General features: G+C 70.2%; 24 protein-coding genes. 12 read left to right on the forward strand and 12 right to left on the reverse strand.

Translation table 11 applies throughout. The annotated features are described in order from the left end of the window. Window position 1: 1 nt before the first annotated feature. On the reverse strand, window positions 2-1,564 hold the full coding sequence (locus AB0L53_RS50505) for a GMC family oxidoreductase N-terminal domain-containing protein (protein WP_364011379.1): 1,563 nt from the start codon (window positions 1,562-1,564) through the stop codon (window positions 2-4). Window positions 1,565-1,696: 132 nt separating this feature from the next. On the opposite strand from AB0L53_RS50505, the gene AB0L53_RS50510 reads away from it, so the two are divergent. Further along, window positions 1,697-2,173 carry a hypothetical protein gene (locus AB0L53_RS50510; RefSeq protein ID WP_364011382.1) on the forward strand — a complete coding sequence of 159 codons (477 nt, stop codon included), beginning with the start codon at window positions 1,697-1,699 and terminating at the stop codon, window positions 2,171-2,173. Here AB0L53_RS50510 and AB0L53_RS50515 read toward each other — a convergent pair. Continuing rightward, window positions 2,170-2,679 (reverse strand): Lrp/AsnC family transcriptional regulator, encoded by a 510-nt coding sequence (locus AB0L53_RS50515; RefSeq protein ID WP_357952087.1) that lies wholly within the window; start codon window positions 2,677-2,679, stop codon window positions 2,170-2,172. The two genes, AB0L53_RS50510 and AB0L53_RS50515, sit on opposite strands and share 4 nt — an antisense overlap. Before the next feature lie 120 nt (window positions 2,680-2,799). Here AB0L53_RS50515 and pdhA point away from each other — a divergent pair, with 120 nt between their 5' ends. From pdhA to AB0L53_RS50545, 6 genes are all read left to right on the forward strand, one after another. Continuing rightward, window positions 2,800-3,906: a pyruvate dehydrogenase (acetyl-transferring) E1 component subunit alpha gene (gene pdhA, locus AB0L53_RS50520; protein ID WP_364011385.1), complete on the forward strand. Its 1,107-nt coding sequence runs from the start codon at window positions 2,800-2,802 to the stop codon at window positions 3,904-3,906. 1 nt (window position 3,907) lies between these two features. Further along, window positions 3,908-4,924, forward strand: coding sequence for an alpha-ketoacid dehydrogenase subunit beta (locus tag AB0L53_RS50525; protein ID WP_364011388.1), 1,017 nt, complete (start codon window positions 3,908-3,910; stop codon window positions 4,922-4,924). After that, window positions 4,921-6,273 carry a dihydrolipoamide acetyltransferase family protein gene (locus AB0L53_RS50530; RefSeq protein ID WP_364011391.1) on the forward strand — a complete coding sequence of 451 codons (1,353 nt, stop codon included), beginning with the start codon at window positions 4,921-4,923 and terminating at the stop codon, window positions 6,271-6,273. Before AB0L53_RS50525 ends, AB0L53_RS50530 begins: the two co-directional genes overlap by 4 nt. Before the next feature lie 31 nt (window positions 6,274-6,304). Next, a complete protein-coding gene (hisC, locus tag AB0L53_RS50535) occupies window positions 6,305-7,360 on the forward strand; it encodes a histidinol-phosphate transaminase (protein WP_364011394.1) in 1,056 nt (351 codons plus the stop codon). Window positions 7,361-7,567: 207 nt separating this feature from the next. Then, complete coding sequence (locus AB0L53_RS50540; protein WP_364011397.1) at window positions 7,568-8,386, forward strand: SDR family oxidoreductase; 819 nt, start codon at window positions 7,568-7,570, stop codon at window positions 8,384-8,386. 246 nt (window positions 8,387-8,632) lie between these two features. Continuing rightward, window positions 8,633-9,943 carry a beta-galactosidase trimerization domain-containing protein gene (locus tag AB0L53_RS50545; RefSeq protein ID WP_364011400.1) on the forward strand — a complete coding sequence of 437 codons (1,311 nt, stop codon included), beginning with the start codon at window positions 8,633-8,635 and terminating at the stop codon, window positions 9,941-9,943. A 69-nt stretch (window positions 9,944-10,012) separates the two neighbouring features. On the opposite strand, the gene AB0L53_RS50550 is transcribed toward AB0L53_RS50545, so the two are convergent. From AB0L53_RS50550 to AB0L53_RS50575, 6 genes are all read right to left on the reverse strand, one after another. Then, window positions 10,013-10,321, reverse strand: a complete 309-nt coding sequence (locus AB0L53_RS50550; RefSeq protein ID WP_225291077.1) for a MiAMP1 family antimicrobial peptide — start codon at window positions 10,319-10,321, stop codon at window positions 10,013-10,015. Between the two features lie 135 nt (window positions 10,322-10,456). Continuing rightward, on the reverse strand, window positions 10,457-11,209 hold the full coding sequence (locus AB0L53_RS50555; RefSeq protein ID WP_364011404.1) for an SDR family oxidoreductase: 753 nt from the start codon (window positions 11,207-11,209) through the stop codon (window positions 10,457-10,459). 87 nt (window positions 11,210-11,296) lie between these two features. Further along, window positions 11,297-12,778, reverse strand: coding sequence for an SDR family oxidoreductase (locus tag AB0L53_RS50560; RefSeq protein ID WP_364011560.1), 1,482 nt, complete (start codon window positions 12,776-12,778; stop codon window positions 11,297-11,299). A 169-nt stretch (window positions 12,779-12,947) separates the two neighbouring features. Then, window positions 12,948-13,466, reverse strand: a complete 519-nt coding sequence (locus AB0L53_RS50565) for a GNAT family protein (RefSeq protein WP_364011407.1) — start codon at window positions 13,464-13,466, stop codon at window positions 12,948-12,950. 41 nt (window positions 13,467-13,507) lie between these two features. Beyond that, window positions 13,508-14,533 carry a substrate-binding domain-containing protein gene (locus tag AB0L53_RS50570; protein ID WP_364011409.1) on the reverse strand — a complete coding sequence of 342 codons (1,026 nt, stop codon included), beginning with the start codon at window positions 14,531-14,533 and terminating at the stop codon, window positions 13,508-13,510. Next, window positions 14,517-16,946: a glycoside hydrolase family 3 N-terminal domain-containing protein gene (locus tag AB0L53_RS50575; protein ID WP_364011412.1), complete on the reverse strand. Its 2,430-nt coding sequence runs from the start codon at window positions 16,944-16,946 to the stop codon at window positions 14,517-14,519. Before AB0L53_RS50575 ends, AB0L53_RS50570 begins: the two co-directional genes overlap by 17 nt. A gap of 277 nt (window positions 16,947-17,223) precedes the next feature. On the opposite strand from AB0L53_RS50575, the gene AB0L53_RS50580 reads away from it, so the two are divergent. From AB0L53_RS50580 to AB0L53_RS50595, 4 genes are all read left to right on the forward strand, one after another. Next, on the forward strand, window positions 17,224-18,561 hold the full coding sequence (locus tag AB0L53_RS50580; RefSeq protein ID WP_364011415.1) for an extracellular solute-binding protein: 1,338 nt from the start codon (window positions 17,224-17,226) through the stop codon (window positions 18,559-18,561). Next, window positions 18,558-19,484, forward strand: a complete 927-nt coding sequence (locus tag AB0L53_RS50585; protein ID WP_364011418.1) for a sugar ABC transporter permease — start codon at window positions 18,558-18,560, stop codon at window positions 19,482-19,484. Before AB0L53_RS50580 ends, AB0L53_RS50585 begins: the two co-directional genes overlap by 4 nt. A 1-nt stretch (window position 19,485) precedes the next feature. Further along, window positions 19,486-20,379 (forward strand): carbohydrate ABC transporter permease, encoded by an 894-nt coding sequence (locus tag AB0L53_RS50590; protein ID WP_358541287.1) that lies wholly within the window; start codon window positions 19,486-19,488, stop codon window positions 20,377-20,379. A gap of 205 nt (window positions 20,380-20,584) precedes the next feature. Then, window positions 20,585-20,911 (forward strand): STAS domain-containing protein, encoded by a 327-nt coding sequence (locus AB0L53_RS50595; RefSeq protein ID WP_364011421.1) that lies wholly within the window; start codon window positions 20,585-20,587, stop codon window positions 20,909-20,911. Between the two features lie 40 nt (window positions 20,912-20,951). Here AB0L53_RS50595 and AB0L53_RS50600 read toward each other — a convergent pair whose 3' ends face one another. From AB0L53_RS50600 to AB0L53_RS50615, 4 genes are all read right to left on the reverse strand, one after another. Continuing rightward, window positions 20,952-21,602 (reverse strand): hypothetical protein, encoded by a 651-nt coding sequence (locus AB0L53_RS50600; RefSeq protein WP_364011424.1) that lies wholly within the window; start codon window positions 21,600-21,602, stop codon window positions 20,952-20,954. A gap of 85 nt (window positions 21,603-21,687) precedes the next feature. Continuing rightward, entirely contained in the window at window positions 21,688-21,981 is a 294-nt protein-coding gene (locus AB0L53_RS50605; protein ID WP_358199743.1) for a hypothetical protein, read from the reverse strand. 3 nt (window positions 21,982-21,984) lie between these two features. After that, window positions 21,985-22,302, reverse strand: a complete 318-nt coding sequence (locus AB0L53_RS50610) for a hypothetical protein (RefSeq protein ID WP_357952112.1) — start codon at window positions 22,300-22,302, stop codon at window positions 21,985-21,987. 89 nt (window positions 22,303-22,391) lie between these two features. After that, window positions 22,392-22,862: a hypothetical protein gene (locus AB0L53_RS50615; RefSeq protein WP_364011427.1), complete on the reverse strand. Its 471-nt coding sequence runs from the start codon at window positions 22,860-22,862 to the stop codon at window positions 22,392-22,394. A 218-nt stretch (window positions 22,863-23,080) separates the two neighbouring features. Between AB0L53_RS50615 and AB0L53_RS50620 the strand changes: the two genes are divergently transcribed. After that, window positions 23,081-24,298, forward strand: coding sequence for a cytochrome P450 (locus tag AB0L53_RS50620; RefSeq protein WP_364011430.1), 1,218 nt, complete (start codon window positions 23,081-23,083; stop codon window positions 24,296-24,298). The last annotated feature ends 12 nt before the right edge of the window (window positions 24,299-24,310 follow it).

The following is a 24,310-nucleotide window of genomic DNA, read 5'->3' on the forward strand; positions in this document are numbered from 1 at the left end:
CTCAGCCGAGACGGTCGGCCATGAGCTCGCCGACCATGATCGCTGCCAGGTTGGTGTTGGCCCGCGGGACAGAGGGGAGGATCGACGCGTCGACCACGCGCAGCCCGTCGACCCCGAGCACGCGGCACGACGGATCGACCACCGTGGCGGCGTCGCCGGGCGCGCCCATCCGGCAGGTGCTGGTGCCGTGCTGGGCGTCTACGGCGGTGACCAGGAGGTGGTCGTCGAGTTCGGCGTCGTTGTCCAGCACCGCGAACAGCCGGCTGTTGCGGCCCTCGACCGAGCCTTCGAGGATCGGGGCGACCTCGGGACCGCGCGCCATTTCGACCAGGGCGCGGACCCCCTGGCGCAGCCGTTCCAGATCGCGGGCGTCCGACAGCATCCGCTCCCGTACCTCGGGCTGGGCCTCGGGGTCGGCGGAGGTCAGCGTCAGTACGCCGCGTGAGTGGTTCTGGTTCAGCCACACGCCGAAGCCGCCCGCCGGGAACCGGGTGTCGGCGGCCTCCATGGACAGCACGTTCTGGTTCAGCGAGACGAACATCATGTCGTGCGGCAGACCCCCGGGATCGCTGGTGTAGCGGACGCAGACATTGGTGTGGCGGTCGTCGGCCGTCTTGATGGCGGCCTGCGCGGTCAGCGGCAGCTCGACGACGATCATCGGATGGTCCTGCATACCGAGCCCGACCGGCAGGTCCCGCCGTACCGTGATCCCCAACCGGCGCAGGTCGGCGGCCGGGCCGACCCCCGACCGCAGCAGGATCGCCGGGGAGTGGATGACGCCCGCGCTGAGCACGATCTCGTCCGCGTACTCGGTCGTCGCCGTCCCGTCCACGATCACCCGGACGCCGGTGGCGCGGTCGCCGTCGAAGACGACCTGATCCACCAGGGCCCCGCCGCGTACGGTGAGGCCGGGCAGGGACCGGCCCGGTTCGAGGTAGCCGTCGTTGACGGTGACCCTGCGCCCGGCGCGCGAGTTGATCGGGTAAGGCGAGACCCCGCTCGCTCCGGGAGCGTTCACGTCCGGCGCCCACGGGTGTCCGGCGGCCAGCGCGGCGGCCGACAGGGCGGAGTCCACCGCTCCCCACTGCTCTTGCGGCATCCGGAAGATCGGTGTCGGCCCGCCGCGCCCGTGGTACGGCTCGTCTCCGAACTCCGCGTCGTCCTCAAGCTTCGCGAAGTAGGGCAGTACGTCGCGCCACGACCACCCGGCGCAGCCCGCCGCGGCCCAGTCGTCGAAGTCCTCCATCGGCGGGCGGATCGCGATCTGCCCGTTGATCGACGAGCTGCCGCCCACCCCGCGCCCGCGCCAGTAGGGCGCCTGCGCCTGCTTGTCGGTCCGGGAGGAGTTGACGCCCATCCAGACCAGGCCCTCGGTGGCGCTGGGATCCAGCAGCGCGCGGACGGGGTTCGGCGACCGCCATGCCTCATGCATCTGCGCCGACCGGTAGTCGGGTCCGGCCTCCAGCAGCAGGACGCGCTTGCCCCGCTCGGCGGAGCGTACGGCGAGTGCCGCGCCGGCGGAACCGGCTCCCACGACGATGATGTCCCAGCCCGTGCCTGTCACGGCGAACCTCCTGCATTCAGGCAGCGCGGCTCCAGACATGCCCGAACCGCTGTTAGCCGGTAGACTGCCCTCCGGCAGAAAGTTCAGTCAATAGTGAAAGTTCATTTTTTTCTGAGCGATGGGAGTCCGGTGGTGTCCAGCCCCGTCGGCGACGATGCTGTGAATCCCCTGATCGACGACTTCGGGCTGCACATCGGCCGGGCGATGGGCTGGCCGCCGATGGCCGGACGGGCCGCGGGCGTCCTCATGCTCAGGGAGGCGCCCATGACGATGACGGAGCTGCAGGACGCCCTGGACGCGAGCAAGGGCTCGGTGTCGGAGACGACGCGCCTGCTGATGGTCAGCGGAACCGTGCGGCGCTTCAAGCAGCCGGGTTCCCGGCAGTACGTCTACGAATGGCGCGACGACGCCTGGAGCGGCTGCCTGCAGCACCAGCTGGAGCAGACGACCGAGTTGCTGACCCTGGCCGAGAGCGCGCGGCGCCGCGCCGCCGACCTGCCCGAGCGGCAGGGGGCACGCCTGCGGGAGATGCACGAGTACTACACCTTCATGGTGCGCAGCCTCGACGCGCTCCTGGAGGAGTACAAGTCCTCCCGGGACGTGCGCTAGCTTTCCCGTGCCCCCCAGTCCGTGCCCCGGCCACGGGCCTCGTCGAACACCAGCCAGGTGCGGGTGGCCCGGACGCCGGGGACGTCCTGGATGCGTTCCAGCACCACCTGCCTGAGCGCCGCGTTGTCCGGCGTCCTGACCAGGACCAGGACGTCGTAGTCGCCGCCGACCATCGCGAAGTGCTCGACGTACGGGATGCTCCGGAGCCTGGCCGACACCGTGCGCCAGGAGTTCTGCTCGATGGTGACCGAGACGTACGCGCTGGTGCCCAGACCGGCCTTGTGCGGGGCGAGTTCGGCCGTGAAGCCGGTGATCACCCCGTCGTCCATCAGTCGCGTGAGGCGGGCGTAGGCGTTGGCGCGGGAGATGTGGACGCGCTCGGCGAGCGTCCGCATCGACATCCGGCCGTCGCGCAGCAGCTCGGCGATGATCGCGCGGTCCACCCCGTCCAGTTTGCTGGCCGAATGTCCCGGCCAGCCCCCCTCAACGCCCTCGTCGGCTGACATTTGGCCCTCCCCGCGTCCCCATTGAACCCATTTGTCGCTCATCATGCCCGATGTCTTGAACAGATGGTTCTGGAGGTCGACGCTTTCCTTGTCAAACGTCCAGAGAAAGTGAGCGTCGCGATGTCCGTGCGGACGCGCCGTCAAGCGGTCGACGGCCTTCTCCCCTCACCCGAGCCGGTGCGCTTCATCGCCGAGGACGGTACGGCCGTGCGAGCGCCCGCCGGTTACCCGGCGCCAGCCGATGAGCAGTTGCTGGAGGCGTACCGCCGGATGGTCCTGGGCCGCCGCTTCGACCGTCAGGCCACCGCGCTGACCAAGCAGGGCCGCCTGGCCGTCTACCCGTCCAGCCGCGGGCAGGAGGCCTGCCAGATCGCCGGCGTGCTCGCGCTGCGCGAGGACGACTGGCTGTTCCCCACCTACCGGGACTGCGTGGCCCTGGTCTCCCGCGGTATGGACCCCGTCGAGGTGCTCACCCTGCTGCGGGGCGGCTGGCACTGCGGGTACGACCCCGCCGCCACGCGGGTCGCGCCGCAGTGCACGCCGCTGGCCACCCAGACCATCCACGCGGTCGGCATGGCCGAGGCCCTGCGCCGCAAAGGCGAGGACAGCGTCGTCATGGCCTTCATCGGCGACGGCGGCACCAGCGAGGGCGACTTCCACGAGGCGCTCAACTACGCCGCGGTCCTCCACGCCCCGGTCGTGTTCTTCGTGCAGAACAACAAGTACGCGATCTCCGTACCCCTGGCCAGGCAGACCGCCGCCCCCGCGCTCGCGTACAAGGGGATCGGCTACGGCATCCCGTCCGAGCAGGTGGACGGCAACGACCTCGTCGCGGTGCTGTCCGTCCTGACCGAGGCCGTACGGCGGGCGCGGACCGGCGGCGGCCCCTTCCTGGTGGAGGCGCACACCTACCGCATGGACGCCCACACCAACGCCGACGACGCCACCCGGTACCGGCAGACGGAAGAGGTCGAGCGGTGGGAGTCGGCCGATCCTCTCGCCCGCCTGGAGACCTATCTGCGCGGCCGGGGCCTCCTGGACGCCGAGGCCGTCGCCGCCGCGCACTCGGCGGCCGAGGAGTACGCCGCCCGCCTGCGCGACGAGATGAACGCCGACCCGGAGACGAACCCGTTCGAGCTGTTCGACCACGTCTTCGCCGAGCCCACCCCCCAGCTGCGCGAGCAGCGGGCGCTGCTGGCGGCCGAGCTGACCGCCCCGGAGGAATGACATGACCACGATGACGATGGCGCAGGCGCTGAACACCGCGCTGCGGGACGCGCTGCGCGAAGACGAGCGGGTTCTCGTCTTCGGCGAGGACGTGGGCCCGCTGGGCGGCGTCTTCCGCGTCACCGACGGGCTGACCAAGGAGTTCGGCGAGGATCGGTGCTTCGACACCCCGCTGGCCGAAGCGGGGATCGTGGGCCTGGCCGTGGGCATGGCCATGGGTGGCTTCCGCCCGGCGGTCGAGATGCAGTTCGACGCCTTCGCCTACCCGGCCTTCGAACAGATCGCCTCACACGTGGCCAAACTCCGCAACCGCACGCGCGGGCGGCTGTCGCTGCCGATGGTGATCCGGATTCCGTACGCGGGCGGCATCGGCGGTGTCGAGCACCACTGCGACTCCAGCGAGGCCTACTACGCCCACACTCCCGGGCTGAAGGTCGTGACCCCCGCGACCCCGGACGACGCGTACTGGTTGCTGCGCGACGCCATCGCCGACCCCGACCCGGTGATCTTCATGGAGCCCAAGCGCCTGTACTGGTCCAAGGGCGAGATCACGCCCGCCGACCGGCGGGCCGGAGGGTTCGGGCAGGCGGTGGTACGGCGCGAGGGACGCGACGCGACCCTGGTCGCCTATGGGCCGAGCGTGCCCGTGGCTCTCCAGGCCGCCGAAGCCGCTGCCCAGGACGGCATCTCCCTGGAGGTGGTGGACCTGCGGACGATCGTCCCGTTCGACGACGAGACCGTCGTGGCCTCGGTACGCAAGACCGGCCGCTGCGTGGTGGTCCAGGAAGCCCAGGGGTTCGCCGGGGTGGGCGCGGAGATCGCGGCCCGCGTACAGGAGCGCTGCTTCCACTCCCTGGCCGCCCCCGTGCTGCGTGTCTCGGGATTCGACATCCCGTACCCGCCGCCCATACTCGAGCACGCGCATCTGCCCGACGTCGACCGGATCCTCGACACGGTCGACCGGCTCCAGTTCGGCGACGAGCCCGATCTCCTGCACCTGGCCCGGGAGGCGTCATGACGACCACTGCCGCGCGGCAGGTGTTCCGCCTGCCCGACCTCGGCGAGGGGCTGACGGAAGCCGAGATCGTCGTATGGAAGGTCGCCGTGGGCGACAGGGTCGAGATCGACGAGATCGTGGTGGAGGTCGAGACCGCCAAGGCGGCCGTGGAGGTGCCGGTCCCCTTCGCCGGGACCGTCCTGCGGCTCCACGCGCAGGCGGGCACCGTCCTGACGGTCGGCGAACCACTCATCGAGGTCGGCCCTGCGGTCGTCGACCAGGGCACGGCCACCGTCGACCAGGACACGGATCCCGCGGCGGCCCGCTACCGCGAGGAGGAACAGGCCGGCTCCGGCAACGTCCTGATCGGGTACGGCACCGGCCGCACGTCCGGCACGCGGCGGCGCCGGGGCGGCTCCCGGCTTGTGGCCGAACCCGAGCTTGCGCCGGGGCACGCACCGGAGCGCGCGCCGGGGCAGGCGCCACGCGTGGTCTCTCCGCTCGTCCGCCGGATCGCCCGCGAGCACGGACTGGATCTCACCGCCATCACCCCCACCGGACCTCGCGGAGTGATCCTGCGCCGCGACGTCGAGCAGGCCATCGCCGACCTCGGCAAGGCACCCGAAACCCCCGTGGCGCCGCCCGCGTCTGCGCTCGGCTCGGCCGGGACGGCGTTGACGGCGGAGCGCATTCCCCTGCGCGGGCTGCGCCGGGTGGTGGCCGAGAAGCTGACCCGCAGCCGCACCGAGATTCCCGACGCCACTACCTGGGTGGACGTCGACGCCACCGGCCTGCTCGCGGTGAAGGACGCGCTGCGACAGGACCGCCCGGAGCTCGGCATCGGCCTGCTCGCGCTCCTGGCCCGCATCTGTGTGGCCGGTCTGCGACGCTTCCCTGAGCTGAACTCCTCGGTCGACACCGCCCGCGCCGAGATCGTCCGGCACGGTCACATCAACCTCGGCTTCGCCGCGCAGACCGATCGCGGTCTCGTCGTGCCGGTGGTCCGGGACGCGCACCTGATGACGACCGCGGAACTCGCCGCGGAGCTGACCCGCCTCACCGGCCTCGCCCGCTCGGGCGGACTGCCTCCCACGGCGCTGACCGGGGGTACGTTCACACTCAACAACTACGGGGTCTTCGGCGTGGACGGATCCACCCCGATCATCAACCATCCCGAGGCCGCGCTCCTCGGCGTCGGCCGCATCATCGACCGCCCCTGGGTGACCGACGGCGCGGTCGTACCCCGCAAGGTCACCCAGCTGTCACTGACCTTCGACCACCGAGTCTGCGACGGCGGCGCCGCCGGCGGCTTCCTGCGCTACGTGGCCGACTGCGTGGAGAACCCCGCGATCCTCCTCGCCCACGTCTAGCGACCGGCATCCGAAAGGAAGTGAGACCCACGTGGTTCATGTACGCCCGTCCCTGATCGGACTCCAGTCCTACGTGCCGGGACGCAAAGTGCCAGGAGCCGTCGTCCTGGCCAGCAACGAATGTCCGTACGGTCTGCTGCCGAGCGTCGCCGCCCAGCTCGCCAGGCTGACCGGCGGCCTGTCCCGTTATCCGGACATGGGCGCCGGCCGCCTGCTCCAGGCGCTCGCCGACCATCACGGCGTGACCACCGATCGCGTCGCCGTGGGAGCGGGCTCCTCCGAAGTCTGCGGACAACTGCTGCACACGGTGTCGGCGCCGGACAGCGAGGTCGTCTTCGGCTGGCGGTCGTTCGAGGCGTACCCCATCCTGACCGCGGTGGCGGGCGGAACGGCCGTACCGGTGCCGCTGCGCGACCACGTCCAGGACCTTCAGGCCATGGCGGCGGCCATCACCGAACGGACCGGGCTGGTCTTCGTCTGCAACCCCAACAACCCGACCTCGACGCCCGTCGGCGAGAGCGCCCTGCGCGCCTTCATCGACCGGGTGCCCGAGCACGTGCTGATCGTCGTCGACGAGGCATACCACGAATATGCGGATCCGTCCGTCGTACCGGACGCGCTCGCGCTCTTCGGCGACCGGCCGAACGTCGTCGTCCTCAGAACCTTCTCCAAGGCATACGGGCTGGCGGGGCTGCGGATCGGCTATTGCGTCGGGGCGCCCGAGATCATCGCGCAAGTACGCAAGACGCAGACCCCGTTCAGCGTCAGCGCTCTCGCCCAAGAGGCGGCGATCGCCGCGCTCCAGGAGCACGAGGAGGTCGCCAGGCGGGTCGCCCGCACGGTCGAGGAGCGCGAGCGCGTCACTCGTGAGCTCCGGGCCCTCGGCTATGACCTGCCCGCCTCCCAGGCGAACTTCGTGTGGCTGCCGCTCGGCCAGGACAGCACGGCCTTCGCCGACCATTGCCTCGCCAACGGCGTCATCGTCCGCGCCGTCTCCGGAGAAGGCGTCCGCGTCACCATAGGGCTGCCGGAGGAGAACTCGGCCTTCCTCACCCTGGCCGAGACCTGGAGACCGGCCTTCACCTAGCCCATCCAGCTGAATGCCGAGGAAGCCGAGGTTGGGCACGTCGCAGAACAGCCGGGCGGCCAGCACCACCAGCTCGGGCGGCTGGTCCGCCGTGCCCTGAGGCTCGCAGTTTGCTTCGAGGCTCGAAGCTGTTACCTTGTTCCTTGCTTTGAGGTTCGAAGTAAATAGCGACGCCGAGCACGAACATGCTGAGGAAGCGATACGCCCATGTACAGGTACGCAGGCATCACCGCGCTCGTCACCGGCGCCTCGAAGGGTCTCGGCATGGCGTACGCGCGTGAACTCGCCCGACGAGGGGCCGATCTCGTGCTCGTGGCCCGCTCCGGCGACGCGCTGCGCCGGGTCGCCGACGAGATCCAGAACGAGCACCAGGTCGACGTAACGGCCGAAGTGGCCGATCTCGCCGATCCCGACGGAGTGGCGCGTCTGATCGCGGAACTCGACCGACGGGGCCGCACCATCGATCTTCTGGTCAACAACGCGGGCGCGGGCGCCATCGGCCCGTTTCTGAGCTCCTCGCTGCGGCGCAACGTCGACTCCGTCGAACTGAACGTCACCGCCCTGATGAGCCTGACCCACGCGCTCGGCAACCGCATGGCGGCGAGGGGGCACGGCGGAATCATCAACGTGGCTTCCACGGCCGCCTTCCAGCCGATGCCGTATCAGGCCAGTTATGCGGCGACGAAAGCGTTCGTGCTGTCGTTCACCGAGGCGCTGGCCGAGGAGCTGCGCGGCACCGGAGTGCGGGTCATGGCGGCCCACCCCGGAGCCACCGCCACCGGGTTCTTCGACGGCACCTCCGCCACCATGAACCCGGCGTTCACCGACGCGCCGGAGGATGTCGCGGTCAAGACCCTCGACACCTTCGCCAAGGGCGCCGTCAACTCCTACCCCGGGCGGGCGATCAACAGGCCGGCGACCTGGCTCTCCCGCGTGATGCCCCGCACCACGGTCGCGCGGTTGACCGGGCGCGTGAACCGGGCCATGGGGTTGCACCGCGCCCAGGACCTCGACGTCTCGGCGTGATCGCGTGGCCTTGAAGACAGCGACACACGCTGAGCGCTGGGGTGGCAACGTTCCGGTAACAAGCCGTTGACGTGGGAGCGGAGTTACCGGAGGCTCCTGACCACGTAGTCAACGGCTCCTGGACGTGACCCATGCGCGATACAGGTCGCGGCCCCCGCCGCCCGCATCTCCTACAACCGGCCAGCCCTGGCCGACGACCGGCTGACCCGCCACCTGGACGTCACCGCCGGCAACCCGTACTACGCGATGCAGGACGGCCTGGCCCTGCCCGGCACTGGCGCGGGCCCACAGGGCTGGACGACCAGCGGGACCTGGGCGCTCTACCACAGCGCCGACCGGATGTACTCCTCCCGCCAGGAGCCCTTCCTCGTCACCGAGACCAACGCGCAGTCGATCGGCGCCCCCTGGATGAACCGCCCCGCCTACGACGGGCAGTGGCGCCAGGCGGCCTACGCCCTGGTGTCGCGCGGGGCCGGCATGATCGAGTACTGGCACTGGCACACGCTGCACTTCGGCGCCGAGACGTACTGGGGCGGCATCCTGCCGCACAGCGGCCGGCCGGGGCGCGTCTACCAGGAGATCGCGCGCATCGGAGCCGAGCTCAGGACCGCCGGGGAGCTGATCGCGGGGCTCACGCCGGACGCCGACGTCACGATGCTCTACTCCGCGCCGAGCAAGTGGGCGCTGGAGTTCTACCCGCCGCTCGCCGACGGCCAGGGCGGGGCGGACCGGCGCTCGTACGAGGGCATCTTCGACCCGTTCTACCGAGGCGCCTTCGACGCGGGACTGCAGGTGCGGATCATGCACACCGGGCAGCTCACCGAGCAGGAGGCGGCGGACGCCGCCGGTCGGCATCCCGTCCTGGTCGTCCCCGCGCTCTACATCGCCGACGACGCCACGCTCGACTGGCTCGCCGCCTACGCCGCCGCCGGCGGTCACCTGGTGCTCGGACCGCGCACCGGCTACGGCGATCTGGAGGCGCGGGCCCGTACGGACGTGATGCCGGGCCGTCTCGCGGAGCCCGCCGGCATCTCGTACGAGGAGTTCGCCAATCTGGACGCCGACCTTCCGGTCCACGCGCCCGAGGGCTCGCCGCTGGCGCTCCCGCCCGGCGCGGCGGCCACGCGCTGGGCGGACGGGGTGCGGGTGGAGACCGCGCGCCGGGCGGACGGGGTGCGGGGGGAGAGCGCGCAGGTGCTCGCCCGCTACGAGCACCCGCACTACGGCCGGTGGCCCGCCGTCACCAGCCGCGCCCACGGCGAGGGGCGAATCACCTACGTGGGGACCGTGCCGGACACCGTCCTGGCCCGCGCCCTGTTCGACTGGGCCGTCCCGGCCGAGCCGCCGGGCTGGCGGTTCGGGGCCGCGAGCGTGACGTCTACGGGCGCCACCTCACGGGGCGGGCGCAAGGTCCGCTTCGTACACAACTGGTCGTGGGATCCGGTCGCGGTCCGGCTGCCCGTCGCGGTGCGGGACGTACTCGATGAGAGCGATCACGAGGCCGACGGGGAGCTGACGCTCGGCCCCTGGGACGTGCGGATCCTCGTGGAGCGCTGACTGGAGCGCTGACGCCGCGGGGGCGCCCGCCGAGTGGTGCTCGGCGGACGCCCCCCGTGGTCGCTCGGATCAGCACACGATGAAGATGCTCTGCCAGCCGACCGGCGTCCGCTGCTCCGCGTTGCGATTGGAGGGCAGCTCGAAATGCATCACGCCCTGCGCGTTGGGCTGGTTGTACATGCGCCCGGACTGGCCGTCGCCGTACCACTTGTAGGACCCGTGAAAGGGGATGTTGGACACCCCGCACGCGTCGAGGACGACGGACCTGCCGGTGAAGCCCCGGCCTTCGTAGGCGATGTACTGCGAGGCGTAGGCGGCACTGGCGGTGAGGGCGATGATTCCGGCGGTCAGGGCGGGTACGAGGAGGATTCTCTTCACACTGCTCCTTGATGCAAGTTTCCGCTGTGCGAGCGCGTGGCTCGCCGTAGGACGCCCTCCATCATGTACGGAAAGTAGTTGATGCGACACTTACTGTGACGACAGGCTGTGCTCGCCTCAGCACCGATCCGCGTTTCAGCGCAAGTAAGAGGCGCCGTTGAGGTCGAGCACCGTGCCGCTGACGAATTCCGCCTCGGCCGAGGCGAGATAGCGCACCGCCGCCGCGACCTCCCGCGGCTGGGCGATCCGGCCGAACGGGCTCTGCGCCTCGACGTCGGCCCGGTTCTCCTCGGTCAGGATGGAGGCCGCCATGTCGGTCTCGACGAAGCCCGGCGCCACCGAGGAGACCGCGATGCGGTGCGGGGCGAGCGCGATGGCCAGCGACTGGCCCATCGCGGTCAGGCCGGCCTTGGCGGCGGCGTATCCCGGCGCCTGCGGCTCGCCCCGGTAGGCGCCGCGGGAGGCGACGTTGACGATGCGTCCGCCGCGGCCGCGCTCCACCATGTGCCGGGCCACGCACCAGGAGACGTTCGCGGCGCCGAGCAGGTCCACCTCGACGGTCCGGCGCCAGATTCGCTGCCAGGACGCGTAGTCCACGGTCAGCGGATCGTGGAAGAGGTAGACGGCGGCGTTGTTCACGAGCACGTCGATGCCGTCGAGGGCGTCGATCGCCGCCGAGACGAACGCGGCGACGGCCTCCGGATCCGCTATGTCTCCCTGGACGACGGTGTGACCATCGCCGTCGAGCACCGATCTGACCTCCTCCGCCTCACGGGGGGAGTCGCGGTGGTGGATCGCGACCCGGTCGCCGTCGCCGGCGAAGATCTTGGCGATCTCGCGGCCGATCCCACGCGACGATCCGGTTACGAGCACGCCTCGGCTGTCCACGATCGACCTCTTTCCCAGCAGATTTCCGGCGGTACGCCGTCGGGACACGCTAATGCAGAGCCCTGAGCCGGGTGGAGCCGGGGTGAGCTACCTGCCGCGCCCGGAGCCGGACCGCTCCGAGCGTGCCGCCGCGGCGGCCACGTTGATCGGGATCCGCCCGAAGATCAGCCCGTGGAACGGTGAGATCGCCCACCAGTAGAGGTGGCCGAGCAGCCCGCGCGGATGGAAGATCGCCCGCTGGTTGTAGAACGTGCGGCCGTGCGACACGGTGACGCCCAGCTCCAGCCAGGCAAGGCCGGGCAGCCGCATCTCGGCGCGCAGGCGCAGCAGCCGGCCCGGCAGCAGTTCCTCCACCCGCCAGAAGTCGACCGAGTCGCCCACGCGCAGCCGGCCGGGGTCGCGCCGCCCGCGTCGCAGCCCCACCCCACCGACCAGCCGGTCGAGCAGGCCTCGCAGGCGCCACGCGACAGGCAGGGAGTACCAGCCGTTCTCGCCGCCGATGGACTCGATGACCCGCCACAGGGCCTCGGGACTCGCGGCCACCGGTCCGCTGCGGCGGTCGATGTAGAGGCTGCCGCCGGCCCAGCCGGGGTCGGTCGGCAGTGGATCGCTTGGCGCACCCGGAGTGGACGCCGAGGACCAGCGGGTGGCGACGTCGGCCTCCTTGATCCTCATGAGGGCCAGGGAGACGGCCTGGCGGAACCCGATCAGCCCTTCCTCCGGATCGGGCACGTAACGGGCGATGTCGTGTTCGTGGCAGACGGCCTCGTTCCGCATCGACTCGACCAGCGGTCGCGCGATGCCCGCAGGTACCGGGGTGACGAGGCCGACCCAGAGGCTGGACAGCTTGGGGGTGAGCACCGGCACCGGAATGATCACCCGCGCGGGCAGGCCGGCCACGGACGCGTAGCCGTGCATCATGTCGGCGTAGGTCAGCACGTCGGGGCCGCCTATGTCGAAGCCGCCGTTCACGGTGCCGGGGACGGCCGCCCACGCCACGAGGTAGCGCAGCACGTCGTGTACGGCGATGGGCTGCGTCGGGCTGCGCACCCAGCGTGGTGTCGTCATGATCGGCAGCCGCTCGGTGAGATACCGCAGCATCTCGAACGACGCGGAACCCGAACCGATGATCACAGCGGCGCGCAGCACCACTGAGGGTACGCCCGCACGCAGGAAGATCTCGCCCACCTCGGCGCGCGAGCGCATGTGCGGCGAGAGCCTCTCGCCGGCGGTCAGCCCGCCGAGGTAGACGATCCGCCGCACGCCCGCCCGCTCGGCGGCCGCCGCGAACGTGCGCGCGGCCAGACGATCCCGGTCGGCGAACCGGTCCGCCGTGCCCATCGCATGGATCAGGTAATAGGCGATCTCGACTCCTTGAAGAGCCTGGAACGTTCGCTCCGGATCGGTGGCGTCCGCCTCGACGACCTCGGTGTGCCCGGCCCAGGGCAGGTCGCGCAGCCTGGCCGCCGACCGCACCATGCACCGGACGTCGTGACCGGCGGCGAGCAACTCGGGGACCAGTCGCCCCCCGATGTAACCAGTCGCTCCCGTGACCAGGCAGCCCGCCATCGACGCCCCCTCGCCGTCCGCAGCCCCTCTGACCTGCTCCGTTCCCTGTCGCTCCACCCTCATACCTGCCACGCCGAACAGCGCGATCCCGGCCGCGAACACCGGTCCCGATGGGTGAAGGTCGGAGAATGCGCTCTATCACGGGTTGATCGGGTGGGACGCCGACCGGTCAGCCGACGGTCAGGCGCCGTACGTACCAGTCGAATCGGTTGTCGTCCGCGTCCCGGGTCCGTTTCACATAGGTGAAGCCTGATCTGTCGGCCACTGCCGCCGAGGCGGTGTTCTCCGGATCCACCCTGATGATCGCGTGGGTCGCTTCAGCGGCTGCCGCGTGCAGGCAGGCCAGCCCCACAGCGCGGGTGGCGATGCCACGGCCGCGCCAGGCCGGGTAGAGCCCGTAGGCGAGATTGACCTGCCCGGGGGCCAGATACGGCTGGTCGAACTGCACATCGATCGTTCCCGCGAGGACCCCCTCCGTACGCACCCCGAACGCATGCACGGGCCCACCGGCCGCCCACTGCTCCATGCACCGGCGTACGTGCGCCTCTACCGTGGCGCGGGTTCCCCGTCCGCCGTTGAGCCAGCGCACCAGCTGGTCGTCTTCCCCGGCCAGGTGGGCGTCGACGTCATCCAGGCGCAGGGGGGAGAGCGTGACCATGTCGTCGGATAATCTCGATATCTCGGGCATCTGGCGAGTCTCTGCCGGAGCGCAGGGGTGACGCCAGTGAATTACGCCGGTTCGCCGGCCGGAGCGGTCGAGTCCCGGACGATCAGTTCGGTGGCGAGTTCCACGTGGTGGGAGTCGATCTTTTCGCCGGCCGCCAGGCGCAGCGCCGTGCGCAGGGCGACGCCGCCCATCTCGCGCAGCGGCTGGCGGACGGTGGTCAGCGGGGGCGAGGCCATCGGGGCGAGCTGGGTGTCGTCGAAGCCCACGACGCTGAGGTCCTCGGGGATGCGCAGGCCGCGCGCCCGGGCGGCCTCCATGACGCCCAGGGCCATCTCGTCGTTGGCCGCGAAGATCGCGGTCGGAGCCTGGGCCAGGTCGAGCACCGCCGCGCCGGTGACCATGCCGTCGTGGTAGTGGAAGCGCCCCGTCTGTACGTAGGCGGGCGGCACGGGCACTCCCTCGGCCTCCATGGCGGCGCGGTAGCCGTGCAGGCGGGCCTGGTTGCAGGCCGCGGACGCCGGGCCGCCGAGGTAGGCGATGCGCCGGTGCCCGAGGGAGAGCAGGTGCTGGGTCGCGGCGAAGCCACCCGTGAAGTTGGTCGACCCGATGCTGGTCACGCGGACGCTGGGCAGGTTCAGCGGGTCGATCACGACCAGCGGCAGGTGGGCCCGGGACAGGGCGGTCAGTTGCGCCGAGGTCAGCTCGCTGGTCACGGCGATCAGCGCCCGCCGGCCGGCGGAGATCAGGGAGCGGACCCACCCGGGGGTACGCTCCCTGTCCCTGCGGATGCTGATGACGACCCCGATGCCGACCTCGGCTCCGGCCTCGACCGCGCCTTGGATGATCTCGGCGGAGTACGCGGTCAGATCCGTGTCGAACTGCACCTCGATCGTGCCGACCCCGGCCGCCTCGGTCCGGCGCGGTGACGGCGCGACGTAGTCGTGCTGCTGCAGCAGGGACTGCACCAGGGAGCGGGTCGCCGGCGCGACGTCGCTGCGGCCGTTGAGCACCTTGGAGACGGTCGCGACGGACACGCCGGCCGAGGCCGCCACGGTGGCCAGCGTGGCCCGCCTAGGACTGACCGGCATCTCTGCCCTCCTGTTTCCCTGCCACGGGGTCCACGTCCACGGGTGTGACAAGCCGCCGGCCGCGACCGACGACCCGCAGCGGGCCGGTCAGCCGGACGACGCCGCGGCACGGCAGGTCGGCGGCGGAGGTGCCGACGAGCACCTCGACGTCCCCGGGCTCGACGATCCGCCGCAGGTCACGGCCGGTGAAGGCGGTCCGGTCAGCGTGTACGTGAAAGCGTACGCACGCACTCGTACCCGCCTCCAACCGGACCCGCGCGAACCCGGCCAGCTGCCGCACCGGCCGGGTCACCTGCGCGAGCACGTCATGCAGATACAGCTGGACGACCTCCTCGCCCGCCCGGCCACCGGTGTTGCGGACGCGGACCGACACCGTGAACTCCCCGTCCGTGGGCACCTCGGCGTCACTGATCAGCAGGTCGCCGACCTCGAAAGAGGTGTAGGAGGTGCCGTAGCCGAAGGGGAACAGCGGAGTGGGATCGAGATTGCTGATGCCGTGGCTGTTGAGGCCCAGCGGCGGCTGCAGGTAGGTGCCCGGCTGCCCGCCCGGCCGGCGGGGGATCTGGACGGGCAGCCGGCCGCCGGGCTGCACCCGGCCGGACAGCACTCCGGCGATCGCCGCCGCGCCCTCCTCGCCGGGCATGAACGCCTGGACGAGCGCGGCGGCCCCGGCATGCACCTCGCCCAGCGCGTACGGACGGCCCGAGACGACGACCACGACGACCGGCGTCCCCGTGGCGGCGAGCTCGGCCAGCAGGTCCTCCTGCACCCCGGGCAGCCGCAGGTCCTCGGCGTCGCAGCCCTCGCCCGAGGTCCCTTGCCCGAACAGGCCCGCGAGGTCGCCCACGACGGCCACGCACAGGTCCGCCGCGCGGGCCGCGGCCGTCGCGGCGGCGAAGCCGGAGCGGTCCTCGCCCCGCACGTCGCAGCCGCGTTCGTGGAGGATCTCGGTGTCCGGCAGCTCGGTCCGCAGGGCGTCGAGGACGCTGGGCGCCTCGAGGCCGAGCCCGAGGCCGGGGTGGCGGGGCAGGACGTGGTTGGGGAAGGCGTAGCAGCCCATGAAGGCGCGCGGCTCGGCCGCGGCGGGCCCGACGACCGCGACGCGACGCAGCTCCTCCGCGCGCAGGGGCAGCGCGGTGCCGCCGTCGAGCAGGACGATGGACCGTTCGGCCATCTCGCGGGCCAGCGCCCGGTTGGCAGGCGAGTCCAGGTCCACCCCGGCCGCCGCGGACACCGAGCCCTCGGGCGTCCAGTCCTGGTCGAGCAGGCCCAGCTGGACCTTCTGGGTGAGCAGGCGGCGCGCCGCCCGCTCGATCAGGGACGCGGGCAGCTCGCCCCGGCGCACCCGCTCCACCAGGTGCGGGCCGAAGCCGAGGGTGTCGGGCAGTTCGACGTCGATGCCCGCGGTGAGCGCCAGGACGCCGGCCTCGTCGGTGTCGGCGGCGACCTCGTGCATGGTCGCCAGGAACGGCACGGCCCAATAGTCCGAGACGACGGTCCCGGTGAATCCCCACTCCTCGCGCAGCAGGTCGCTCAGCAGCCAGGAGTCGGCCGCGGCCGGGACGCCGTCCACGTCGGAGTAGGAGTTCATCACCGAGCGTGCGCCGCCCTCGGCGATGGCCGTCTCGAAGGGCGGCAGGATCATGTCCATCAGTTCGCGGCGGCCCATCGGGACGGGACCGTGGTTGCGGGCCGCCCGCGCGGCGGAGTAGCCGGCGAAGTGCTTGAGAGTGGCGATGATCCCGGCGCTCTCCAGGCCGCGTACGTAGGCGGCGCCGAGCATCGAGACGAGATAGGGATCCTCGCCCATCGTCTCCTCGACCCTGCCCCAGCGGTAGTCGCGCACGACGTCCAGCACAGGGGACAGGCCCTGGTGCACGCCCACGGCGCGCATGTCCCGCCCGATGGCGGCGGCCATCCGCTCCACGAGGCCGGGGTCGAACGTCGCGCCCCACGCGATGGCGGCGGGGTAGACGGTCGCGCCGTACGTCGTGAACCCGGTGAGGCACTCCTCATGGACCAGCGCCGGAATGCCGAGCCGGGACCGTTCGACGACCAAGCTCTGCAGACGGACCACCTCCGCCGCGCCCTCGGCGGCGGTGACCGGCCCGCTGCCGAAGACGCGAGTCAGATGACCGAGCCCGTGGCGGCTCGCCTCCTCCAACGGGATGGTCCCGGACGCGGCGAACACGTCCTGCATCGGCGCCACATTGAGGGTCACGTCCGGGTCCGGATCGGGCTGGTCGGCCGGCCGCATGTCGTTGCCCACCCACCGGCTGCCGAGCTGGCCGACCTTCTCCTCCAGGGTCATCTCGGCGAGGAGGGCGTCGACCCGTTCGGCCACGGGGAGCGTCTGGTCCTGCCACGGGCGGAGAACCCGCTCCGCCGCGAGGGGCCGATCTACAGCCGTCATCTGCTGCTCTCCTTAGTGCCGCAATATTTCGCAATGTTTCGGCGCCGTCAAGTGATCTTTACGGGTAGCGCTTGCCGGGCGTTCCTGGGTCTTGACACGTCAACAGCCGAAATCTAGATTGACGGCCGCGCGGTCATTTCGCAAATGTTTCGAGAACCTACTTAAAAGGCGGATTGGGGGAGAGGCATCGGGGGGTGCTGCTCCACGACCGCCGGCCACCGCATCCGATGATCAACGAGCCGCGGCCCGCCCCCGGCACTCGAGTACGGAGATCAGCGTGGAGTCCAGGACAACGTCTCGCCGCACCTTCCTCAGCCTCTCGATGGGCCTGCCCCTGGGCGCCGCGCTCGCCGCCTGCGGCAGCTCCGGCCCCACCAAACCCGGTGCCAGCAGTGGTGGCGGTGGCGCCAAGGCCACCTACTGGTACCTGTCCACGCAGCCGCAGGAAGGCATCCGCACCGCCGCCATGGAGCGGTTCAACAAGGCCAACCCCAACGGCCAGATCACCGGGACGACCTTCCAGAACGACGCCTTCAAGACGAAGATCAAGACGGCGATCGGGGCCGGCCAGGCGCCCACCATCATCTGGGGCTGGGGCGGCGGCGGCCTGCGCAGCTACGTACAGGCCGGCCAGGTCGAGGACCTCACCTCGTGGTTCGGGCAGAACGCCGCGGTCAAGGACCGGCTGTTCCCGTCCTCGTTCGGGGCCGCGACGGTGGACGGCAAGATCTACGCGATGCCGTGCGAGACGGTGCAGCCGATCGTCCTGTACTACAACAAGAAGCTCTTCGAGCAGATCGGCGCCCAGCCGCCCCAGTCCTGGGGCGACATCATGGACCTGGTGCCCAAGTTCAACGCCAAGGGCATCGCGCCGTTCTCCCTCGGCGGGCAGTCCCGCTGGACGAACATGATGTGGCTGGAGTTCCTCTTCGACCGCATCGGCGGCTCCGAGGTGTTCCAGGCCGTGTTCGACGGTCAGAAGGACGCCTGGTCCAACCCGGCCGCCATCGACGCCCTGACCAAGATGCAGGCCCTGATCAAGGCCAACGGGTTCATCAAGGGCTTCTCCTCGATCACCGCGGACTCCAACGCCGACCAGGCGCTGCTGTACACCGGCAAGGCCGCGATGATGCTCCACGGCGGCTGGACGTACGGCAGCATGTCCGCCGACGGCGGCGACTTCGTCTCCGGCGGCAGCCTTGGCTACATGAACTTCCCGCCGGTCGACGGCGGTAAGGGCGACCCCAGCGACACGGTCGGCAACCCCGGCCAGTACATGTCGATCTCCTCCAAGGCGACCCCGGAGCAGAAGGAGATCGCCAAGAAGTTCTTCGCCTCGGTGCTCTCGGACGAGGAGGTCAAGGCGTGGGTCGGTGTCGGCTCGGTGCCGATCGTCAAGGGCGCCGACAGCGCGTTCGGCTCCTCCAAGGACGCGGAGTGGCTGAAGTTCGTCTACGGCATCGCCAGCAATGCAAAGACGTTCGCCCAGTCCTGGGACCAGGCGCTCAGCCCCACGGCGGCGGAGGTGCTGCTCGACAACATCGCCAAGCTGTTCCAGCTGTCGATCTCACCGCAGCAGTTCACCACCAACATGAACGCGGTCATCGGCAAGTGACCACGATTCCGACCTCCGCCGGACCAGGTCAGCCATCGGCCCGGGCGCGAGGGGGACGCAACCTCCCCCTCGCGTGGCTGACCGTTCCGGCGCTGGTGTTCTTCGTGGGCTTCGGGGTGATCCCGCTGATCGGGGTGCTCGCGCTCAGCTTCACCACATGGGACGGCATCGGCGACATCCACTTCTCGGGCTTCACCAGCTGGCACGCCGTCCTCACCGACCCCGGCCTGCCGCACGCGCTGTGGGTGACGTTCCTGATCATGGCGCTGTCCTGGCTGGTGCAGACGCCGGCGAGCATCCTGCTCGGGGTGTTCCTGGCCGGGGCCCAGCGCTACCGCGCGGTGCTGTCGGTGCTGTACTTCATCCCGCTCCTGCTCAGCTCGGCGGCCATCGCCATCACCTACAAGGCGCTGCTCGACCCGAACTTCGGCCTCGGCGCCGGACTGAAGATCGAGCTGCTCAGCCAGGACTGGCTCGGCCGGCCCGGCCTCGCCCTCGGCGTCGTGGTCTTCGTGGTGTCCTGGCAGTTCATCCCGTTCCACTCGCTGATCTACCAGGGCGGCGTACGGCAGATCCCGCAGTCGATGTACGAGGCCGCGGAGCTGGACGGCGCCGGGCGGGTCCGCAAGTTCTTCAGCATCACCCTGCCGCAGCTGAAGTACACGATGATCACGTCCACGACCCTCGTACTCGTCGGCTCGCTGACCTTCTTCGACCTGATCTTCGTGCTGACCGCAGGGGGGCCGGGCGACGCCACCCGGGTGCTCGCCCTGGACATGTACAAGCGGGGCTTCCAGGCCAACCTCATGGGCCCGGCCAGCGCGATCGCCCTCATCCTCGTCCTCGTGGGCCTCGCCCTGTCGCTATTGCTGCGCCGGCTCGGCGGCGGCAAGGCCGACCACAGCCAGATGGAAGGGGCCTGACATGGGGACGACCCTGACAACACGCCCTGAGCGGACCAGCGCCCAGCGGCCCCGGCACGAACGCGACGCGCCCGCCCGTCACTGGAACTGGCTGGGCGGCGCGACCGGGTGGCTTTGGCTGGTCGTCGTGGTGGTGCCCATCTACTGGATCGTCATCACCAGCTTCAAGACGCAGAGCAACTACTACGCGATGAACCCGCTGGCGCCGCCGACCGAGCCGACCCTGGCCAACTACCGCATGGTCATCGAGTCCGACTTCATCCAGTACTTCGTCAACAGCCTCATCGTCACCGTCGGCGCGGTGATCCCCGCGGTCGGCGTCTCCTTCATGGCGGCCTACGCGATCGTGCGGGGCTCCTCCTCCCGCCGGTTCATCCGGTCGGTCAACTCCCTGTTCCTCATGGGTCTGGCCATCCCGCTGCAGGCGACGGTCATCCCGATCTACCTGATCATCATCCGGCTGCACCTCTACGACACCCTGCTGGCGATGATCCTGCCGTCGATCGCCTTCGCGATCCCGCTGTCGGTGCTGGTCCTGTCCAACTTCATCCGCGACGTCCCGAAGGAGTTGTTCGAGTCGATGCGGATGGACGGCGCCACCGAATGGGGGACGCTCTGGCGCCTGGCCTTCCCCCTGTCCCGGCCGGCCGTGGTGACGGTGACGATCTACAACGCGCTGACGATCTGGAACAACTTCCTGCTGCCGCTGATCCTCACGCAAAGCCCGGACAAGCGGACCCTGCCGCTGGCTCTGTGGACCTTCCAGGGCCAGTACAGCATCAACGTGCCGGCCGTGCTCGCCTCGGTCGTCCTGACCACGCTGCCGATCCTGACCCTGTACGTGGTGGGCCGGCGCCAGCTCCTCAGCGGCCTGATGGCGGGCTTCAGTAAATAATCGCGTGGAATATCGCTTTTGGTTAATGAATCGCCCAATACACCATTCCGAATGCTGACCGGGAAATGCGATAAACTCATCACACCGAGGACATCTCGTGCGTTGGCACCCAGGTCAGCGTCGCCCACGGCGATCGACCGCTCACGGGTTTCTCCAGAGATCTGGACAGGGCACGCTGAGCTCGGACCTCGATGGGGGAATCATCATGACCATCACGCACGCCATACCGCTTCCCAGAGCCGGCGGAACATCCGCTCCGACCACGATCCAGGTGAGCGGTGAGATCGACATCTTCACCAGCAAGGAGCTCCGTCAGAACCTCGTGACGGCCCTGACGACGTGCACCGGCACGCTCATCATCGACCTGTCGGGGGTGTCGTTCTGCGACGCCACCGGCCTGGGCATCCTGGTCGGCATCCAGCACCGCGCCCGTGCCCAGGGCATCACGCTCGCGCTGGCCAGGCCCCGCCCGTTCATGCTCGCTCTCCTGCACATGTCCGGGCTGGACCGCAGCCTGCCGATCATGCTGTGACCCGTCCCCGCGTCCTGAGGTCATCGGAAATCGGTGACGGTCAGTCGGCGATGTAGCCGATCGACTGGACGTCGTACCCGCGAGTGACCGAGCCCTTGAGGTGCATCAGCAGGGCGCCGCCGTCGTAGGAATAGGCGCAGCTGTAGCCCTTCGGCTCCTTGGTGCAGCCCTGGAAGTAGTAGGTCACGCCCTTGTGGTCGTACTTGACGCGGAAGAGTCTGGCGACCGCCTGCTGAGAGGCGACCTCGAGGCCGAGGTTGCGGTCGCCCTTCTGCCACGCCGTGAGCAGCTGCTTGGCGGCCACCGCCGGCTTGGTCACGTGCCGTGACTGGTAGACCCGGGTCACCTTCGAGCCTGAGACGATCATGAGCAGGCCGTTGAGCCCGCCCGGCACCCGCACGCTGGTGTGGACGAACCGGCACGCGTTGCCGGCGCAGCCCGCGAACTCGTCCGGCGCGCGGTAGACGTAGGAGAAGATCGAATTCACCGCCGCAGGGGTGGCCACCTTCGCGGCCGCCGCGCGGTCGCGTCGCAGCCACGCGTGGAACAGCTTGTTGGACACCTTCGCCGGCGTGGCCGCCGGTGCCGCTGTGTTCTGGGTGGCGGCACCGGCCGCCGCCGGGGAGGATGTGACCAGCAGCGCGGCGACCGCGGTCGCCGCGCCGGCACCGAATAACCATCGTCGTGACATACCGGCGACGCTAACGACACCCGCTTGCACGGAGATTGACACCGGCTTGGCAGCGGAGCCAGGCGCCGGTCGGCCAGGACCGTGGCTAGAGGGTGGAAGACTCCTCCGTCACCAGGGCCCCGCTGGAGGTGTCGACCCGCATGTGCACCGGGCCGCTGATGAGCGAAGGGTCCACGTGCAGCGTCCGCAGCGCGGCGTAGTCCAGCCCGCGATCCCTGGCCAGCGCGAGCGCCCGCTCGGCGACCACGCTCTCCGGTGTCTCCTCGACGCCCTCCATGTCCACGACGTGATGGACATGCTGGATCACGCCGTCGGCGTCATACAGGACGCAGCTCTTGACGTAGGCGACCCGACCGCCGCCCGTTGACCTGAATTCCATCTCTCACCCCCAGAAGTCGAGCCGCGCGAGCAGCCAGCCGGTCTGATCCGTGCCCGTGGCGATCGCCAGGGTGACGCTGCTTACGCGGTCGAAGACCAGCGGCGGCCACGAGGGCCACTCGCCGAAGTCCACGTCCTGGTCGGCGCCGGAGTCGAGCCTGCGCCGGAAGTGCTTGATCCCCGCGTACTGCGTCCCGCCCCCGGTCGCGCCGTACAGCGAGACCGACGTGCCGACCAGCGCCGGGGGAAGGTTGACATCGACCGTGTGGTAGCCGTTTCCCCAGGCGGAGAACCAATGCCAGTCGATTCGAGTGACGGCCATCGCGCCCCCTCTCTCTTGGTTGTGCCGTTGAGCCAAGAGTGAGGAGGAATGGACCGCCGCACCTGAGTAGTCCCCTACCCATTCGGGCGTCAGGAGTGGACGGCGCGGATCTCCGTGACGATGAACTCGTCGACGATGTGCTGGTTCTGCAGCAGGAACCCGACCATGCCCGCCACCGCCTCCGCGCCCAGCTCGGCGCGTATCTGCCCGCTCAGCAGGTAGACCAGGGGGGTCGACGGCTGGTCCAGCGCGAAGCGGCGGCCGTGGCGGTGCACATCGTGCAGGGTCTTGATCGGGATCGGCCGCGCCGAGGTGAACCAGACCGCGACCTCCCACAACGGCAACGCCGGATCGGCGTCGGCCGAAACCTCGTAGCAGGTGACGCAGCCGTGCCCGGCGTGCTGCCCGTGCGGGCAGGTCCACTGGGCGATGTCGGCCCGGCTCTGGTCGTGGCTGCTGAGGATCGCCGCCTCAGTCACGCGCCGGCGCGCCGATCGTCGCGGGCCCTCGGACGAGGGAAAGTAGTCGTTGACGATGATCGGGTCCCTTCTCTCCCACATTTCCGATCTATTGAGCCTAGCTCCCACGCGACGCTCCGCGACGGCCCCGCGCCCGACGGTCGCCCGTCTCCGGTCAGTTGGACCACCCGCCGACTGCGAAGCCCGTTATGCACCAAAGGCGGCCCGGAAAGGCATCCGAGGGCCATTTCAAGGAGGTTGCCTTAATAAAGCAGGCGACTTAAGGTGAGTTCGATCAGGTTCCCGAACTGGAGGGCACGATGACTGCTGAGGCGATTCCTGACTATCCCTTCACCCGGGCCACGGCTCTGGAGCCTCCCGCGGAGCTGGCGGAGCTGCGGGAGAAGTGCCCTGTCGCGCACGTCCGGCTGCCCAGCGGCGACGTGGCCGGGCTGGTGACCCGGTACGACGACGCCCGTGCGGTGCTCTCGGATCCGCGGTTCAGCCGCAACCTCGCCCGGGAGGGCGCCGCCCGGATGTCCACCACAAAGGACGGCGGCCTGTTCAGCCGGCGCAAGATGGGCAGCGAGAACATCAGCGAAGGCGAGGGGCATCTGCGGTGGCGGCGGCTGCTCAGCCGCTGGTTCACGGTCCGGCGGATGGAGGTGTGGCGGCCCAGGATCCAGGCGATGACCGACGACCTGGTGGACGGCCTCGTCGCCAAGGGCTCCCCGGCGAACCTGTCGGCCGGGCTGGGACTGCCGCTTCCGGTGCGCGTCATCTGCGCGCTGGTCGGCGCGCCCAGCGAAGACCAGGACAAGTTCGCCCACTGGTCGCGCACCATGCTGACCCTGACGCGTAACACCCAGGAGGAGGTCGACCAGGCGTACGAGGAGTTCAACGCCTACGTCTCCGACCTGATCGACCGCAACCGGGCGAACCCGGGTGACGACCTGCTGAGCGAGCTGACGCAGATCACCGACAGCGAGGACGGCCGCCTCAGCCACGCCGAGCTGATCGCCACCGTACGCGGGCTGCTGCTGGCCGGGCACGAGACCACGTCGAACATGATCGCGATCATGGCGGCGATGGTGCTCAGCGAGCGGGAGCGCTTCGAGGCGGTGATCGACGACCCCGAGCTGATCCAGGGCACGGTCGAGGAGGTCCTCCGCATGGACAGCACGCTCTCGGCGATCGGCGTGCCGAGGTTCATCACCGAGGACGTCGAGCTGAGCGGCGTGACGGTGCCGGCGGGGACGACGCTGATCCCCAGCGGGCCCTCCGCCAACCGCGACCCGCGCAAGTTCCCCGACCCCGAGCGGTTCGACCCGCGCCGGCAGGCCAACCAGCACCTCACCTTCGGCGCGGGACCGCACTTCTGCATCGGCCAGCCTCTGGCCAGGATGGAGCTTCAGGTCGTGCTGGGCACGCTGGCCCAGCGGCTGCCGAGCCTGCGACTGCGGGACGCCCCCGACGACCTCAAGCTCCGTACCGGAGGGCTCTCCGGCGGGCTGCAGGACGTCTGGGTCACGTGGTAACTGGAGGGCCCG

This window comes from Nonomuraea sp. NPDC052129, assembly GCF_040680095.1.
Lineage (GTDB): Bacteria > Actinomycetota > Actinomycetes > Streptosporangiales > Streptosporangiaceae > Nonomuraea.